The organism is Lascolabacillus massiliensis (assembly GCF_001282625.1).
GTDB lineage: Bacteria > Bacteroidota > Bacteroidia > Bacteroidales > Dysgonomonadaceae > Proteiniphilum > Proteiniphilum massiliensis.
Window position 1 is genome coordinate 539,391 of the sequence record NZ_CTEJ01000001.1, and the last position, 17,155, is coordinate 556,545.

Genomic DNA, 17,155 nt, shown 5'->3' on the forward strand with positions numbered 1-17,155 from the left:
AATTTAACTTTAAATTTCTAAAGTTAAATTATAAAGCGTAAGAGCATAAAATATATTGCTATAAGATAGAGCTCATCATTAGAGATTTTATTTCTTAATTTCTCCATTGCTCTATAAAGAAGCTTTCGTGCAGATTCTTCATGGATTCCTAAAATTTCTGCAATCTCACTATGTTGAAGTCCTACAACATATTTAAGGTAAACAACTTCACGTTGATTTGGGGTAATACTTTCCAGTAGCTTTTTAATTTTTTCCTTTACTATATTAGCTATCTCAGTTTCTATCAGATTGTCAAGGATAGTCACTTCTATGGTAAATTTATCCTCAACTGAATCAATGTTGTCTTTGTTATTATTCTTTTTTTTCAGGTCAATCAATCTATTTTTATAAGATCTGAAGATATAACCTGATTTATTCTCAATTTTCGATATATTGTTTCTATCTAAAAAGATTTTGATGAATACGTCTTGTATTGCATCCTTGCAATTTTCTTTTTGAAAACCTAAACTTATTCCATAGGCATATAGTTCCTCTACATACTTATTATAGATTATTGAAAAAGAGAACTCATCACCTTTTTCTAGAAAGTTTTTCCAGTTTTGATTCAATGAGGTCATCCTATGGATATAAAAAAATTACGCTCATTAGTTTACTACATCAATAGCAAATAAACATCTATTTTTCAATGTATACAAATAAATTAATATAATATGATCTTGAAAAAAAGGCAGATAATTAAGTATCTGCCTTAGATTTTAGTTTATTCACTATGCTGAACACCTGCTAATGGTGGTGCTTCAACGATACCTTCAACAGTACCCATTGTATATGTTCTTGGACCAAGATATATATCTGCATTTAATATTTCGTCCCATGTCACATCTTTACCTGTATAGGCAGCAACTCTACCCATGATAGTAACTAATGTTGAGTAGGCTTGATCTTCACCATCATTAATTGTGTTTCCTGTTCTTATTGCAGAAACTAAATTGATGTGTTCTTGTACAAATGGGTTTGTAACACTCCACTCTGGATTTGAATTATTTTCAGTATTTGGGTATTCCCAAATAATATTTCCATTCAAATCATATAGTTTTCCGGAAGCATCAGCATATCCATTTGTGCAATTTATCTGTTCTACCTTACCATTTGAGCATCCATCTATCTGTCTTGCTGCGCAGTGAGTTCTCATTCCGTTATCATAAAGATATTCAATGCTGAAGAAATCATATTGATCACCAGTAACCCTTCTCTGTCTTCCACCCCAACCAGAAGCTTTTATTGGATACTTACCAAGATACCAGTTCATAACATCAATTTCATGAATAAACTGTTCAGTGATATGATCTCCTGACAGCCAGCAAAAATTCACCCAGTTTCTTAACATATACTCCATATCTGACCATTCAGGTCTTCTGCTTCTGAACCATAGAGCTCCACCATTTCTAATTATATGAGCACCGGTAATATCTCCTATTTCTCCATTTAATACTCTTCTGCGAGTTTCCATGTAATCTTTTTGTGAGCGCCGGATAGTACCACTGATTATATTAAGTTTAAGTGATTGAGCTCTTTTTACGGCTGCAATAACTCTTCGTACACCTGTGGGGTCAACCGCTACTGGTTTTTCCATGAAAATGTGTTTTCTTGCATTTACAGCTGCTTCAACATGTGCAGGACGGAAATGGGGTGGGGTACATAGAAGTACTACATCAATTCCTGAGTCGAGAACTTTCTCATAACTATCGAATCCAACAAAGCAATTTTCATCAGGGATTTCAACATTTTTCTCCTTTTTTAATAGATCTCTGCAAGCATCTATCTTATCCTGAAAAACATCTCCAAGTGCTACAATCTGAAGATTGGGGCCAGAATTTAGAAAATCTATTGCTGCACCGGTTCCTCTACCACCGCAACCAACAAGCCCGGCTTTTAATACCGGTCCATCAGGAGCCTGATCAAGAAGTTGAGGCAATTTGAGTTCCTCACCTTTCTTCTTTCTCTCCTCAGATGAACATGAACTTAACAGAGGGATTCCACCTACTGCTCCTACTGCACCTATAGTGCCAATTGTTGCTGAACTTTTTAAAAAGTTTCTTCTTGAAACATTACTGTTTTGATTCATTGAGATATTATATTTGATTGATTAAATTTTGTGTTATTGGTACAGTAAAAATTGGTTTTACAATATCGCTTAACCTATAGAATTGAAACCTTTAATCTGTTTATATTCATTTCGTAAAGATAAAAAAAATGGGGGATAAGTATCCCCCATTTCATAAAAAATATGAATGTAAGTTCTATTAAAATTTATCACCCTCTAGTTATCTCTTCTTTTTCAGCATCCCAATACATAGTGCGACCTTCTAGATAAGCTCTTGTTCCCATGTGAGCTGTGATTGCTTCCTGGAATCCCTGTTCAATATCACATGAAGGTTGTTTTCCTGTTCTGATACATTCAAGCCATTCACGAAGATGAAGGTGAGTTGTATTATAACGTCTTCCACCTACATATGAGTATAGCAGTCCTCTCTCTGCAAAATATAATTCAGTTGCAGAAGTTACTGCATCGATATTCTTACCCGGAACATAATGATAGAAAGGTTCTCCTGCCTGAATCATACCATTATCGATTCTTTCTCTGTAAATTTCAGATTTAGGGTCTATTGTTACAGTAAGAGAGCTTCCAACTTCCATTGTAGCATCATGTCCCATTATTTTTCTACTACGTTTAAACTGACTTGCCAATGTAGCAGAATATAGCATAGTCATATTTTTATCAGGATACTCAAAAGTTGTATGCAATACATCAGGAACAGTGCGTCCATCTTTAAAGAAGTAAACGCCACCTGAAGAAGATGCAGAAGCAGGAATTCCAAGTTTAAGGATTTGATTCATTGCATCATACTCATGAGTTAACAGGTCACCACTTAAGCCTGTACTATAATCCCACCAGCAACGCCATCTGAAGAATCTTTCCAGACTGAATTTATCTCGAGGATCAGGACCAATATATTTTGCTAATCCTGCAGATGTCATGTAGTCCATATACTCTTTAATTCTGTCAGGGTCCCCATCAAACTGTTTCCAATCGATTGTATCAGGATTAGCCTCGGGGTTAATGTCATAAACCCATGCACCGTTAGGGTCGTTTCTGTTAGTTCCTGTTTCAACAAGAGTAATTGGTCCGAGTAATCCTCTATCTATAATTTCTCTTGCTCTCTCATATGCCTCTATCTGACGATTTTGATGTCCCAGTTGAAATACTATATTGCTGTTTCTTACCAGATCGCGTAGTGCATAAGTTTCAGGAACAGTCCATGTCATTGGTTTTTCAAGATAGACATGTTTCCCGGCTCTGACAGCATCCATTGCCATTTGTCCATGCCAGTGGTCGGGTGAAGCGATTACAACCGCATCCACATCATCTGATGCTAATAACTCTTTATAATTTCTATATCTTACAGGTTTATCGCCAAATTTTCCATTTGTACCTTCTCTGTGGATATTTGCACCGGCAGCTATTGCTTCATCTGCATGAAAGTCAAATATATCACATATAGCAGTAATTCTTATATTGAGATCCTCTTGTTCAAGAAAATCCTTATATCTGGTGTTTTTTGAATCATTTAGGTTTAGCTCAATAAGATTTTGAACATTCTCAGGAGTAGCAAAACCCAATGCTTCCATTAACTGTTTTCCTCGGATACCTGATCCAATTATACCTAGTCTGATAGTTTGACCATCAGTTATTGATGGTACGTACTGAGGTATTTCTGAAGGAAAACGAAACATATCTGCTGCAGACCTGTGTACAAGTTCATTTTTCCTTTTCTTGTAAACACCATAAGCCATTGCTCCCAACACGGGTACAGTTGCCAGGGCTTTTAAAGCATCACGCCTTCCTTGTGAAACAGGTTTGGTGTTTTCGGGATTTTCCTGTCTGTTTTGAAGATCATTATCCGGTTTCTGACTGGTTTGATCGTTGTTTATTTCTTTGTTTATGTTGTTTTCAGACATTTTTATTTGTGATTTGCTTATTTCTTATTAAAAATTAATCTGTCAAATCCAATTGCTTTAGCAGTGGGGAGTAGGTACAGTACTATAACTGTGAATAGCAAAATAAGATTTTTATCCACCCATAAATATGAGCCTTCAGTAGGAAATAAATACTCAACATTCATGAGAGGGGGGTGAGCCAAATAGTACATGACTAAAAGAGCTGCCGCACCAATATAACCTATTCTCTCAAAGAGTCCAAGAATTATTAAAAGACCAATAATAACCAGTCCCCAGATATTTAGAAAATCTGAAATCGCCAGTATATCAGGGTTTTCAGCAATTGCAGTAAAAATAGGTGAGAAAATTCCTTTCGAGTCTATTAAATAACCAAAAGCTGTCCAATTGGGAGTAAAAACTTTTGCTAACCCTTCATATAAGAAATACCACCCGATTAAAACTCTTAGTATTACAAGAAAGGTTAATTGAATATTACTGTAAGAATAGTGTATTTTATTGTTCATTGTAAACTTATAATTGTGTTATTATTTTACAGATCGCAAATTTATGAAATCATTATGTGTATAAATCTAAAAACTGTTCAAACAATATTAAATATTTATATTTAATCGGTTGTAAAATAGTCTCTTTTTGCCTTGTTTCCCATTTCAAATACGATTTTTCCACCTTTCATAATATCGAAATGATCAATAAATACTTTATTAAACGGTTTTCCGTTTAAAGTAGCTGACTGAATGTATTTATTCTCAGGTGAATTATTTATTGTTTCAATCTCAAAGAAATTACCGTTACCTAGGTTTATTTTCACATGATCGAAGAAAGGACTCCCAATAGTATATTCAGTAGTTCCCGGTGTTACAGGATAAAAGCCCATCTGTGAGAAAACTACAAATGAAGAGAGACCGCCTCCGTCCTCATCTCCTGGTATACCCATAAGATCATTTCTGAACCACTGTTTGATCAGAGTTCTTACTCTCTTCTGTGTTTTCCATGGCTCTCCGGCATAGTTATATAAATAAGGAATATGTAAAGATGGTTCATTTGCCATTGAGAATTGTCCTACATTTCCTGTGTGGTCAGGTAGCTGACTATAGAAATCATATTTACTTTTACCGAGCGGTTCTCTGAACATATTGTCCAGATTATCAACAAATACCTTTTTCCCTCCCATGAGATCAATTAAATCAGGAATATTGTGAGGTACATCCCACCGATAAATCCATCCGTTGTTTTCTCCATAAAAACCTCGTGCACCCATTCCACCATCATAACGATAATCGAAAGGTTGTATAAATTTGCCATCTTTATCTTTTGGGTGAAAAAAACCTGTTTCACTATTGAACAGATTCCTGTAATTAAATGATGCATTCATGAAATACTCATAATCATTTTTCAATCCAAGACTTTTTGCCAATTGTGCAAGACTCCACTGATCGTATGAAGTGCCTAATGTAACAGCTACCGGTTGTCTGCGCTCAAAACTATGCACTTCAGGAATAGTCTCCTCCTCACCTTCTCTCAAAGCAGGAATATATCCTTTCTCATGATAAAACTTATCTAATTCACCTGAAGGAGAACCTGACCATGGAGCCAGAGTTTTATCCATTATAGCTCCTTTACCTGCCATATATGCTTTTTTCAGATCAAAATTTCCTAATCCTTTAATATGAGCATCAAGTATAGAGATTACACCATGATTTGAATTCATACGACGACTATCACCTGTAATTTCAGGGAAAGTTGGCAACCATAAGTTTTCCATTTGTTCAGACATTAGAACAAATGAGTTTAATATATCCTCTTCTCTTTTTGCATCAATCAGAATACGAAGAGGGTGATGGGCTCTGTATGAATCCCATATCCAGTCGTCTGTGTAAAATGGTCGCCCAAAATCATCATGAACCTTTCCGTCAAAAGCACTAAAGTATCTTCCATCTTCCGAAATTGAAACAGGTCTCTCGTAAGTTCTGTATAGCGATGTATAAAAAAGGAATCTATCATCTTCAGTGCCACCGCTTACCTGAATTTTACCTAGCTCATCATTCCAAATATTACGACTAGTTTCAGCGATCTCATTAAATGATTTGTCTGCAACTTCACGCTCCATATTTCTTCTCGCCTGATCTTCATCAATAAAAGAAATTCCATATCTAAAAGTGAGTTCTTTATAATCTTTTGGCCATTTTAATACCAAAGATGCATTACGACCAAAAGCTGAATGCCCCTCTTTCAAGATTCCATCGGTTAGAACAGAAGCAGATACAGGTAATAATTCCGGTACCAGATAAAGGTACACCTTTGTATTATTAGCTAAATTCTGGTAACCTGAAATTGCCGAACCGTCCCATTTTAACTCTCCATTTCTTGAATTTATTATAATTGTTGAATTTCCATTTTTGTCCTCATTACCAAAGTTAATCTTATAAATTGCTGATTGATGTGAAAGTGTATAATCAACTGTTATATCTTCTTCATCAAGATATACATGATATTTATAAGGAGTGATTTTTTCGTTATCGTAACTGTATTTTATTACTGGTGTTAACTCTTCTCTTTCTGTATAGAAAGGGCTAAGATTAAATGCTGAACTACCTCTGTGACTTGTAACAACAATTGGAAGACCATTCAATACATCACCAGTGAAATCGCCTCTTTCAGGATAAACACGCAACATACTGTGAGGTAAATGGATAGTAGGAAATGTTGGTACTAACAGGTGGCTAATGTTTCCCAAATAAGGGTTTACATAATCAACAGGTTGTTTTGCTTCATTACATCCACTTATTTCCATTGAAATAGGAGAATTCGATGCTGCCCAATTAATTCCTCTTTTCATGATCTCCAACACTTCATAAATGGTGAAATCATTGGCATCATGACCAAGTGAGGAGTAAAATACTTTACCTTGGCCATACATTTTTTTCCAAACCACAGGCATTACAGCTCCCTTAATCCAAGGTGCATGTTCACCTGTAAATGTTGTAGTGGCAAGTATATTTACATTTGGATCAACATGCATGAAATATTGCTCAGAAGTCATTTTAAAATCCTTTAATCCACGTGTGATTTCATCATTTTTATTACAAATTTTCACATTGAAAGGAATTACTCCACCTGGATGAGAGACAAACTGACCACCTACCATAAACTGATATTCAGTTGAGTTTCTGAAAGAATCACCTATTCCTCCATGCCATCCCGCAAGTCCAACTCCACGTTTTACAGCATCAGTAAGACCTTTTTCCTGCTCAGCACTAATTTCTCCCATTGTCCATGTTTGGATAATAAGATCAATATTATTCATCACATTTAAATCAGTATAAATATCAAGATTATCACTCAATCTGACTTCTGCACCTTGTGAGATAAGCCATGGTACAAAAATGTCTTTAGTTTCAACAGGTTCGTGTCCGTCCCAACCACCATATACAAAAAGAATTTTTTTCCCTTTCAGTGAGGTGTAGTTTCCCTGTGCAAATATTGAAGTAATTGTTGATAATCCAATAATTATGGATAGTAAATTGATAAATAATAATTTGATTGATCTCATGATTTTAATTTGACAATTATTTAAATGATAGAGGGAGACTCTCCCTCTATCATTATATAAACTTTATTTTTAATATTAAATAAAATATAACTACTTAACAAAAGGAACTTTTATCAGGTAGTCTGCGCAACCTTTTACTCCTTCAAACTGTGTGCCTTTAGAAATACCCTCCAGTTCAACGAAGTAGTCTTCTATACCGTTTTTATAAGCCTGTTCGAATATCTTTTCGAAATTCATCATTCCTGATTCTCCTAAAACTTCCTTATCTTTAATATGGAGTAATTTTATACGATCAGGATATTTCTGCATATATTCTACAGGATCACTTTGACCCATCACCGTCCAATAAACATCTAACTCAAATATAACAAGTTCAGGATCTGTTTGCCTTAAGAAAGCGTCATATATAACTTCCATACCTTCAGGCGCTCTTCCAAAAAATCTGCGACCGAAAACCATCTCTTTACCTCCCGGCACTACTCGGGCAAACTCCATTTCGTGATTATGATAACCGAAAATCAGACCGTTCTCTTTTGCTATTTTACCTGCTTCATTGAAAACTTCACAGACAATTGAAACCTCTTCCGAGCTTCGAGTAGATGGTTGTCCCGGCTGTACAATATATTTTACTCCAATTTTTGCATGATCATCAGCAGCCTTCTTCCAGAATTCTGAAATTTCTCCTTTATTGTCTTTAGTGTATTCACGAACTGGAGGATTCAAGTGAGAACTGATAATTTTAAGACCGGCATCATCTGACATTTTGCGGAATTCGCTCATTTCTATGTTACCAATCTTACCATTATTGTAACCGGCTAGTTCAAGAGTTGAATATCCCATTTGAGCGATCTTTTTTAAACCACCAGGAACATCCTGATAGAGTTCTCTGCCTAAAGAGTATATCTGTAAACCAATCTTTTTGTTAGTAACAGCTGATACGTTACTCAATTTTGAAATGTTTGCAAAGCTTGATTTACCTGCAAACATTCCTGCAACTGTAAATAAAGATGCCTTCTTTAAAAAATCTCTTCTATTTTCCATGTGAATTTTATTTATTAATTAATATAAAGAATAAGGACGACGGTATTTGTAATAATAAAGTCTGTGAGATTCAGCTTCTTTATCATCGTCAAAGCTGAGGGTAGCCGGATTCCATTTGATTGGTCTGCCAAGTTCTAAAGCCATATTAGCTAAACAGCAAAGTGTATTTGTACTACAACCAACTTCAACCGGAGCAATTGGATTCTTTCTTGAGCGAACACAGTCGATGAAATTCTGCATATGGGGTGAACTTATTTCGAAAGATAAAGCGTTGCTTGATCTGTTCCTTTCAGCTTGTCTGGATTGCTGTGCAGCTGATTGAGCCTGAGCCATTCTTTCCCTCATCTGTTCAGGTGTTAAAGGTCTGTTTCCAGCCAATTCGGAAGGAACTTTAGAAGGATCTGAGCAAGCTAAATAACCACGTGCTACTTCAATCCAACCATTTGTTCCCCAGAATTTTATTCCCTGTGCAGATTCGTTATCCTCCAGATAGGGTTGTTCTGTCATGACGATTCCATTTGCATACTTCATAGTTGCATATTTTGTTCCATTATACCCTTGTGGTATATATTCAACAGGTCCGGAGCCGTCCATACCGATGGCTGCTTGTGCAATATCAAACATATGAGCTCCCCAGTCAGCAGTATAACCATTACCAGTTTCTCGATACCATCTCCATGCTCCCCATAATTTCTCATTCTGAACAGGATCCAGTGAGATTGGAGGACAAAGATCAGGATGGTAATGAATATTAGGATCATTAAGCGGTCCCATCCACTGGTTCCAATTCAAATTTGCCGGTACTGGTTCTTCTGGAAGATCCAGTGGTGTTGGAGGGGCACCAACTCTTGCATATATTTTTTCAATATGACCAATTGCTCCTGATTGTACTAATTCAATTGCTTTTTGAAATTCACGACTAGAACGCTGTTGACTTCCAACTTGTAAAACTCTTCTATTATTGCGAACAGCTTTAACCATTTCAAAACCTTCTGTTATTGTATATGCTAAAGGTTTCTGAACATAAACATCTTTACCTGCATTACAAGCATCGATGGTCATCAATGCATGCCAATGGTCAGGAGTTACAATTGCCACTGCATCAATATCCTTACGTTCAAGAAGGTCTTCATAGAACTCATAACCATCACATCTTTCAGCAACATTAAGAGATCTTTGCCACTCTGCCACTCTATTTTGGAATCGTGCAATTTTAATGCTGTCAACATCACAACAGGCAGCCACCTGCACTCCTGGTGCTCCTGCAAAACCTCTAAAATCACTAAGAGCTTGACGACCTAACCCAATAAACCCGAGAACAACACGATCGCTTGGTGCAACTTTAACACCACCAATAGTCCAACTTGGAAGAATTGTAAGGCCTGCCAGACCTAACGCAGAGTAGTTTAAAAACTGTCTTCTGCTGATTTCACTTTTACTGTCTGTCTTTTTCATATACCAAATTATAAAATGTTTAATTGAGTTATTTTATATCAAGTTTTCACTTTCACAGCCATTTGAGGTTTTGACCTAAGTCAGTAAGTCTGAGAAATATGGTAAAATCAGAGGTGAACGATAATCTAATTTATGTCACAGTATTACTTTATATTTATTTCAAAATAAGAATCAATTTACCAAAAATAGATAAAATTAGAGATATATGACTACAGTTTTATTAAAAAAATGCAAGCAGAGATAATTTCCCTGCTTGCGTTTTAACGATTCTGTATTTATATTAATTTATTTGATCGTTTGAACAGTTTTTTTGAAATATTCTATTGACTCCTTAATCTGAGGAAGGTTATTCTCCCAATTTGCTTCATATTCAATCGTAAAATAACCTTTGAAGTTTTGTCGATCCAGCTCTTGTAACATATCTTTAACTCCAAGTATACCTGTTCCCCAAACCACATCTTCATAATTTCCATCTGAATCTGGAGCAGCAATATCCTTAAAATGCATAGAGATCAATCTTCCATCCAGCTTTCTCAAAGCAAGAGTTGGATCAACATTCATTCTTTTATAATGACCAACATCAGCACTAGATCCAATAAGTGTGCTTCTTTCACCAATATAATCAAGTAAAATTTCAGGATTCCAATAGGAGTTCTCATTAGGATGATTATGAACAGCAACTTTTATATTGTACTCTTTTGCAAGACCCTCAACCAAATTCCAGTCTTCAGGATCCGGTTCAGCACTGATAAACTCCATTCCCATATTACCAGCAAAAGAAAATACCTGAGCCCATTCATCGCGTTTTGCAGTCCATACTCCCGAAGAGACAATCTTTATATCCTTAGATGCAGCTAACTTTTTCAATTGAGCTTGTTGATCCAATGTGAGATTGTAACCGAAGATAGCGTCATTGAATTCGGGTCCCATCTTTTGACCAGGATAAATCTCAATATAATTTAGTCCAAGTTCAGCAGTCTTATCCAACGCTTCTGGAACAGTAAAAAGATTAAAAGTATAAGACTGCATAGATAGTTTCCAGTCGTTACTTACTGTTTTATTTACTTCACTTGCTTTACTGTTGCACGAACATAGCATTACAATAGCGGAAAACAATGCAAAAAACGATAATTTTGTTTTCATTTCTTATAAATTTAAATACAGGAGCTCAAATTATTTGAAGGAGCTCCTGTTGATTAATAAATTACACACTAGGTTATTGGGGAACCTCAACATAACAGACTTTAAAGATAAGAAATAATCTCATCCATCTGTTCTGAAATTTTCTTTAAATGAATTCTGTCACCTCCTGGAACCTCAGCAGTAAGCCAACCTCCCTGGTGTTTAATTTCACTGACTGCTTTCATTACCACAGGCCAGTTATTATCACCTTTAAGAAGATCAACATTAAATCCCTCCCTTAGTCCCGCAGTGTTCATCAGCTCACGACTGAACTCTTTAATATGAAGCTTCATGATACGCCTGTTCAGTGTCTTAATCCAGTGTTCAGGCCAGCCATAGCGCAATACATTTCCGATATCAAAATACCATCCTACATGAGGATGATTAATCTCATCTATGAATCTCTTAGCTTCAACCGGACTGATCAGAAAGTTATTCCAAACGTTTTCCAGACCAATCTGCATACCCGTTTTCTCAGCATATGGAATCAATTCACGTATAGAGTTCTGAGATGTGATATAAGCATCTTCATAAGAAACCTTTTCATTAACAACCCCAGGTACAACCAATACTGTATCTCCACCAAGATCTTTAATCTCTTCCAGAGATTTGGCAACCGAGGCAATACACTTTTTCCTTACCTCCGGATCCGGATCAGAAAGAGGTACATTCCAATGATCTTTGTTTACCACAGTAGGAGTTTCAATTCCAGAGTTTTCTTTAGCCCTCTTTATTTCTTCCAATGAGAAATTGACAGGACTATTCAGCTCCACACCATCAAAACCCAGATCCTTTGCAAGTTTGAATTTGTCAGAGAGAGATAAATCCTCAGAGATCATACCAAGTCCAAGACTCTTTTTCAGTGTTACTTTATCAGTCGTTTGCCTATCTAAGTTTGCAGATGTTATTTTTACTCCTGATACAGCTGAATTACCTTTAATTCCAGATGAAAACAGTGGTCTTACAGTTGTTGCTCCTGCTATTACAGCAGCTGATTTTAGAAAATCTCTTTTATTCATGGTTGTATTATTTAAATTCTGTATTAATAATTAGGTAGTGCATCTAAGTATTATGTGTCTTTGTATGAATTAGTGTGATTTAAACAATTACTTAACTCCCCTGCCATTTTCATGGCAATCATTACAGGAGACAAAATGAATATTGTTAGGACTATCTTTGTATTTATAAGTTGTATTCATCTGTGTAACATCTATCTGGCAGTTAGAAATTGCCGGATGACATTTAATACAACTATTTTGAGCATTATTACTATGTAGTTCGTGACATACAGTGCAGCTCAGTCCTTCATGTACTCCTCGTGGGGTACGATCATCTCCGGTACCTGCTTCATGTCTTGAATTAGGTGCATGGCACTGAATGCAGTTGTGCATTATCGGATCGTCAGAAACAACCACCATCAAAGAATCATCATATATATTATATGCGGGCAGTAAATCTACAGTGTAATTCTCTTTTTCAGAGCGAACATAAAAACTGAGTCCGGGGCTATGTAACGGAATTGTTCTTAAAGAGTCCCAGTAGTAATTTTCTGTTAGAATGGAGCTTGTCAGATCCCCATCTGTATGAATCATATGGCATGCCATACATGGAATAGTAGGGAGATCATTTCTGTTTGCATTAACCAATTGCCATGGACCATCCATGGAAATCGGTTCTACCAGGTCAGCTACGGTTCCCTCGAAATACATACCATGACACCTTAAACAATCATAATTTAATTGTTCACTGCTATTATGTATGCTGTCCAAGAAAATATATTCATAAGTCGCAGAGTGTCCTCCAGCCTCCCATTTCGCATATTCTGAAGAGTGGCAACTCTTACAATTGTTCATTACCTCCAGAATTTGTGATTCTCCCATTATTATATTTTCAGTATCAACTCCACGTAGATGATTTACAAGCATCATTGATTTCTCTTTCAGACTGTGTACCCCGTTACTCAATGCAGTACCGTGACACTCTTTGCATGATAACTCACGATGAGCCGAATTAGCGAAAATGTGTACAGAACTCGATATTTCATGACAGGCAGCACAGGTTTGTTCTGCAGGCGCCGAATTCCAGTAGGCATAGAAGGGACTTATTGCAAGAAAGCCAACAATTAAAATAATTATGAAAATCTTGAGAGTATTTGTTAGCTTTTTTGATGTTTTCATATTATCGAGATCTTGAGTGCTTTCACCAACTTTTTTGATGTTTTCATGTTTTGGAGATCTTGAGTATTTTCATTTAAATCGATTTCCCTTATTCCATTCGGATGCGATATAGCCTCCTATCCGATAACCTAAAGCCATAATAGTCAAAACGGGATTAAAGCCTCCGTTTGTGACATGTAAGCTGCCATCAGCAACAAAAACATTAGGAACGTTGTGAACTCTGCCATATTTATCGCAAACCGATGTCTTTGGATCATTCCCCATTCTGCAAGTGCCGGCCTGATGCTGTCCTCCCGAAGCAGGGCGCGGACCGTTTGTGACACCTGTTTTCCATACAACTGATGCTCCGGCTTCCAACAGCCACTTTTCGGCTTTCTCTGCCATAAATGCTGTTCCCTCATCATCTTTAACGCTCATGTTGCCTGAAATTTTACATACAGGAATTCCCCAAAAATCTTTCACATCAGGTGAGACATCAACTCTTGATTCGAAAGATGGTATTTCCTGATAAGGACCTACAACCTGTCCGACCCGCTTGAAATTGACTTTCTGAAACTCTTTATGCTCTTTACCCCATGAAGGTGAATTGGGAGGTCTTATTCCGCTAAAAAGATATGGGAGTCGGTTAAACTCGTTGCACAATACTCCACCACCAATAATCCCGGGGTTATAGTGATTGAAATCACATATTGCTAATGATGCCCCAGGTCCTCGATCATCATAAATATCCTCTTCAAACAGACCATACGCTCCCGCATAAGCATGCCCTTGCAGGTTTCTACCCACCCAGTCATGTTCGTTTCCAATTCCTGCTGGAAAAAATTTAGATTTGGAGTTAAGCAACAGTCTGGCTGTTTCTGTAGCAGAAGAAGAAACAACTACAATATCAGCTGTCTGAGTTTGCTTCCTTTTTTTCTCATCAAAGTAACTAACTCCGGTTACTTTTCCATTATTGTCAACAAGAATCTCACTAACCATGCAATGAGTTCTAAGTTCACAATTCTTAGTCTTAAGTGCAATCGGTATAACTGTGTTATGTGTGCCGTTTTTAGCATTAACTGGACAGGCAAAGCCAACGCAAGACCGTATTCTGTAGCACTGCGGGCGTCCGCCAAAAGGAATTGAATTTCTTAACATTGGAATAGGGAAAGGATGATACCCTAATCTTCGTGCAGCCGCCTCTAATATTTTTGCCTCTTTATTATGCTCGAAGGGTGGCATAGGTTGTGGCTTTTTTCTGGGAGGAGCGAACGGATTTAAACTATCATCACCTGCAACACCAATTTCCCACTCAGCTTTTTCGTAACATGGTTCAAGGTCTTCATAAGAAATAGGCCAGTCATCTATAGAGGAGCCCTCTACATGTCCGTAAGTAGATTTCATTCTAAAGTCTTCGGACATAAATCTCCATGCCATGGCGCCATAGCTTACAGTCCCTGAACCAACACATGCCGCATTATTTTCATATCTCCAGTCATTAGGTAATACAATGATCTCTTTTCCATCTGGTAGTACCCTTACTCTTCTGTTCCGATCATTATCAGGTCCATATGCATTTCCAAGCAAAGTAGTGCGCTGTGAAAAAATCTCATCATGATCGTGATCATCAAAAGAGGCCCAACCACCTCTTTCGAACAAGACTACCGTCAAGCCCGCAACACTAAGCTCTTTAGCTACAACACCACCACCGGCACCAGCTCCGACTACCACAGCATTTACGTGACTGTTTTTCATACGATTAACACTATTAGTCTTTAATTATTTCGAATAGGACTCGCTTATCGTGTCATGATAAGTTGTGTTTATTTCTGCCTTGTATAGTAGGAATATCTAAACCAATCATCCTGTAACTCACATACATATAGTTGCCTCCGTGTCTTGGACTTCCATAATACCCTGCCATGGTATGACTTCTAATCAACTCAAAAAATGACCTGTCAGCACCTTTTTTCCAAACCCTTTCATTGTCATTCCAGAAGTTATCATTGTTTCCAGTATTTTTACTCTCAATATCACTGAAAGTCCCTCTTTCCATCTCTTTTAAGAATTCAGTCTGTTCACACCATGACAACTCCTCAAACTTTTTCCCATAAATGTTTTGACAGGTAACAATAATGGAATTCAACCCCGATCTGTAATCCGTTTTAAATCTTGAAAAAGGACCAACCAGTTGTTTATCAATGAAATTAGTCACTCCCGCATCCTTAGCACCTAGCCATTCATCTGTAGGTATAATTTGTTCTACAATTGCATCTGTAAGCGTAGCCTCTTCCTCGGAAAAAAACCTGTATTGAGGTTCATAAGAAAATTTGCATTGGTTGAAAAATAGCAGACTTCCAATGCTCAGCGAAAAAGCTTTTGCAAATTCTCTTCTGGATATGTTTTTAGATGACATTAGAATATTTTATTTCATTAGCAACTATTCTTTTTGTATTATTTGATTTAATTGTCAATGCTGCTGAAGGATATTTAATAGTTTTCTATCCAGTTTATGTCCATACCAATCTTCATAGTCTACATCTTTTCTTTCTGAATCCAATAGTCCAAAACTACCTCTGAAGTTCCATAAACCCCAACCAATATTATGCGAAGTAAGAATATCTAGCTGATCCCCAAACCAGGCAAGAAAAATATCATGAGGTGTTTCTTTATAACAGCCGCACTCACCACAATGAACTCCTACGCCTTGGTTAACCAGATCTATCCATGGTTGATAAAATTCTTCTAGTACCTGTCTGTTAAACTTCTTACCATTTATAACACCTGGCCATACAGGCCTGGGTGCATCATCCGGATTCTTCCATACCCAACTGGCGCGATAGTGGGATACATAATGAGGAAAATAGCCCCTGCAGCTCTGTCCAATAGGGAGATCCATAAGTTCAGGAATTACAAGATTGCCACCATGATTACCATCAGCAATTACCAATCTGTCAGCATTATACTTGTGAATTACTTCCAGACATCCTTTGGCAATTTTTCGATAAATTTCACCCGGTATTGGTGTTGAAGGAGAAAACTGATCATTCATATCCTCCTTAAAACAGGGTTCATTCACCAAGTCAAAACTCAACAGTTTTGGCGAGATGTTCTTGAATCGCTTAGCCCACATATCCCAATGCTGATAAAATGCCTGCTGTGCTTCATTATCTAACCATAAGTTAAATGGTTCATGGAAATGTGCATTTATGCAAAAACCGGGTGCACGGTGCAAATTCAGGCTTACATGCAAATTATACTTATTGGCAGCATAAACAACCTTTTCAATTGCCTCAATAGCCTCCTCTCTGAAATCAACCGTCTCTTCAGGATAGATATTTCTTCCTATTGCGGGATCATAATTAAGATAACATGGATATGCAATAGGAATGCGTACAAAGTCGAATCCCCAGTCAGCCATCCACTTAAAATCCTGTTCAGTAGCTAAGAATTTTTCTTTATCAGAGATATATCGGTCAACAGTGAAAAAATCTAAAATATTAAATCCTCTCCATAGGGGAAGTTTATTGCCTATAGTTTGATTAGCAGGCGTTAATCCCGGCATTGAGAAGATATCAGAGCGACTTCCCATTGCAATCATACCTGTTCCAATTGCTGTAGTTTTTAAAAATGCGCGACGTTTCATGTAGTATGATATTAGCTTTTTAGTATTTGTTTCAAATTTACATGTAAAATGATTGAATGTCAATAAATAACTTAACACCAGTAAAAGTAATTAATTTATCTCTAA

13 protein-coding genes and 1 pseudogene are annotated in these 17,155 nt (G+C 36.8%); all 14 read right to left on the bottom strand.

Features of this window, described 5'->3' with window-relative positions:
• Positions 1–23: 23 nt before the first annotated feature.
• The 14 genes and pseudogenes from BN1354_RS02190 to BN1354_RS02250 all read right to left on the bottom strand — a co-directional run bounded on the left by BN1354_RS02190 (position 24) and on the right by BN1354_RS02250 (position 17,050).
• A complete protein-coding gene (locus tag BN1354_RS02190) occupies positions 24–617 on the bottom strand; it encodes an RNA polymerase sigma factor (RefSeq protein ID WP_053826106.1) in 594 nt (197 codons plus the stop codon).
• A 143-nt stretch (positions 618–760) separates the two neighbouring features.
• A complete protein-coding gene (locus BN1354_RS02195) occupies positions 761–2,125 on the bottom strand; it encodes a Gfo/Idh/MocA family oxidoreductase (RefSeq protein WP_074010700.1) in 1,365 nt (454 codons plus the stop codon).
• A gap of 188 nt (positions 2,126–2,313) precedes the next feature.
• On the bottom strand, positions 2,314–4,020 hold the full coding sequence (locus BN1354_RS02200) for a Gfo/Idh/MocA family protein (RefSeq protein WP_045089894.1): 1,707 nt from the start codon (positions 4,018–4,020) through the stop codon (positions 2,314–2,316).
• Between the two features lie 17 nt (positions 4,021–4,037).
• The gene (locus BN1354_RS02205) at positions 4,038–4,523 is read right to left on the bottom strand and encodes a DoxX family membrane protein (RefSeq protein WP_053826107.1); all 486 of its coding nucleotides are present in this window, start codon (positions 4,521–4,523) and stop codon (positions 4,038–4,040) included.
• Between the two features lie 101 nt (positions 4,524–4,624).
• Positions 4,625–6,811, bottom strand: coding sequence for a GH92 family glycosyl hydrolase (locus BN1354_RS02210; protein ID WP_231623073.1), 2,187 nt, complete (start codon positions 6,809–6,811; stop codon positions 4,625–4,627).
• Positions 6,812–6,844: 33 nt separating this feature from the next.
• Positions 6,845–7,570, bottom strand: a pseudogene (locus BN1354_RS12105) (ThuA domain-containing protein); the annotation flags it as partial.
• 90 nt (positions 7,571–7,660) lie between these two features.
• Entirely contained in the window at positions 7,661–8,611 is a 951-nt protein-coding gene (locus BN1354_RS02215) for a sugar phosphate isomerase/epimerase family protein (RefSeq protein WP_053826108.1), read from the bottom strand.
• Positions 8,612–8,629: 18 nt separating this feature from the next.
• Positions 8,630–10,066 (bottom strand): Gfo/Idh/MocA family protein, encoded by a 1,437-nt coding sequence (locus tag BN1354_RS02220; RefSeq protein ID WP_053826109.1) that lies wholly within the window; start codon positions 10,064–10,066, stop codon positions 8,630–8,632.
• A gap of 285 nt (positions 10,067–10,351) precedes the next feature.
• Positions 10,352–11,209 carry a sugar phosphate isomerase/epimerase family protein gene (locus BN1354_RS02225; protein WP_053826110.1) on the bottom strand — a complete coding sequence of 286 codons (858 nt, stop codon included), beginning with the start codon at positions 11,207–11,209 and terminating at the stop codon, positions 10,352–10,354.
• Between the two features lie 101 nt (positions 11,210–11,310).
• Entirely contained in the window at positions 11,311–12,267 is a 957-nt protein-coding gene (locus BN1354_RS02230) for a sugar phosphate isomerase/epimerase family protein (RefSeq protein ID WP_053826111.1), read from the bottom strand.
• Between the two features lie 87 nt (positions 12,268–12,354).
• Entirely contained in the window at positions 12,355–13,425 is a 1,071-nt protein-coding gene (locus BN1354_RS02235; RefSeq protein WP_053826112.1) for a multiheme c-type cytochrome, read from the bottom strand.
• Between the two features lie 69 nt (positions 13,426–13,494).
• The gene (locus BN1354_RS02240; RefSeq protein WP_053826113.1) at positions 13,495–15,159 is read right to left on the bottom strand and encodes a GMC family oxidoreductase; all 1,665 of its coding nucleotides are present in this window, start codon (positions 15,157–15,159) and stop codon (positions 13,495–13,497) included.
• A 52-nt stretch (positions 15,160–15,211) separates the two neighbouring features.
• Positions 15,212–15,820: a gluconate 2-dehydrogenase subunit 3 family protein gene (locus tag BN1354_RS02245; protein WP_045089887.1), complete on the bottom strand. Its 609-nt coding sequence runs from the start codon at positions 15,818–15,820 to the stop codon at positions 15,212–15,214.
• Positions 15,821–15,874: 54 nt separating this feature from the next.
• Complete coding sequence (locus BN1354_RS02250) at positions 15,875–17,050, bottom strand: glycoside hydrolase family 5 protein (RefSeq protein ID WP_053826114.1); 1,176 nt, start codon at positions 17,048–17,050, stop codon at positions 15,875–15,877.
• Positions 17,051–17,155: the final 105 nt, after the last annotated feature.

Coding starts and splice junctions, on each gene's coding strand:
- BN1354_RS02190 (WP_053826106.1), bottom strand. CDS start 617: ATGACCTCATTGAATCAAAACTGGAAAAACTTTCTAGAAAAAGGTGAT.
- BN1354_RS02195 (WP_074010700.1), bottom strand. CDS start 2,125: ATGAATCAAAACAGTAATGTTTCAAGAAGAAACTTTTTAAAAAGTTCA.
- BN1354_RS02200 (WP_045089894.1), bottom strand. CDS start 4,020: ATGTCTGAAAACAACATAAACAAAGAAATAAACAACGATCAAACCAGT.
- BN1354_RS02205 (WP_053826107.1), bottom strand. CDS start 4,523: ATGAACAATAAAATACACTATTCTTACAGTAATATTCAATTAACCTTT.
- BN1354_RS02210 (WP_231623073.1), bottom strand. CDS start 6,811: ATGGAAATAAGTGGATGTAATGAAGCAAAACAACCTGTTGATTATGTA.
- BN1354_RS02215 (WP_053826108.1), bottom strand. CDS start 8,611: ATGGAAAATAGAAGAGATTTTTTAAAGAAGGCATCTTTATTTACAGTT.
- BN1354_RS02220 (WP_053826109.1), bottom strand. CDS start 10,066: ATGAAAAAGACAGACAGTAAAAGTGAAATCAGCAGAAGACAGTTTTTA.
- BN1354_RS02225 (WP_053826110.1), bottom strand. CDS start 11,209: ATGAAAACAAAATTATCGTTTTTTGCATTGTTTTCCGCTATTGTAATG.
- BN1354_RS02230 (WP_053826111.1), bottom strand. CDS start 12,267: ATGAATAAAAGAGATTTTCTAAAATCAGCTGCTGTAATAGCAGGAGCA.
- BN1354_RS02235 (WP_053826112.1), bottom strand. CDS start 13,425: ATGAAAACATCAAAAAAGCTAACAAATACTCTCAAGATTTTCATAATT.
- BN1354_RS02240 (WP_053826113.1), bottom strand. CDS start 15,159: ATGAAAAACAGTCACGTAAATGCTGTGGTAGTCGGAGCTGGTGCCGGT.
- BN1354_RS02245 (WP_045089887.1), bottom strand. CDS start 15,820: ATGTCATCTAAAAACATATCCAGAAGAGAATTTGCAAAAGCTTTTTCG.
- BN1354_RS02250 (WP_053826114.1), bottom strand. CDS start 17,050: ATGAAACGTCGCGCATTTTTAAAAACTACAGCAATTGGAACAGGTATG.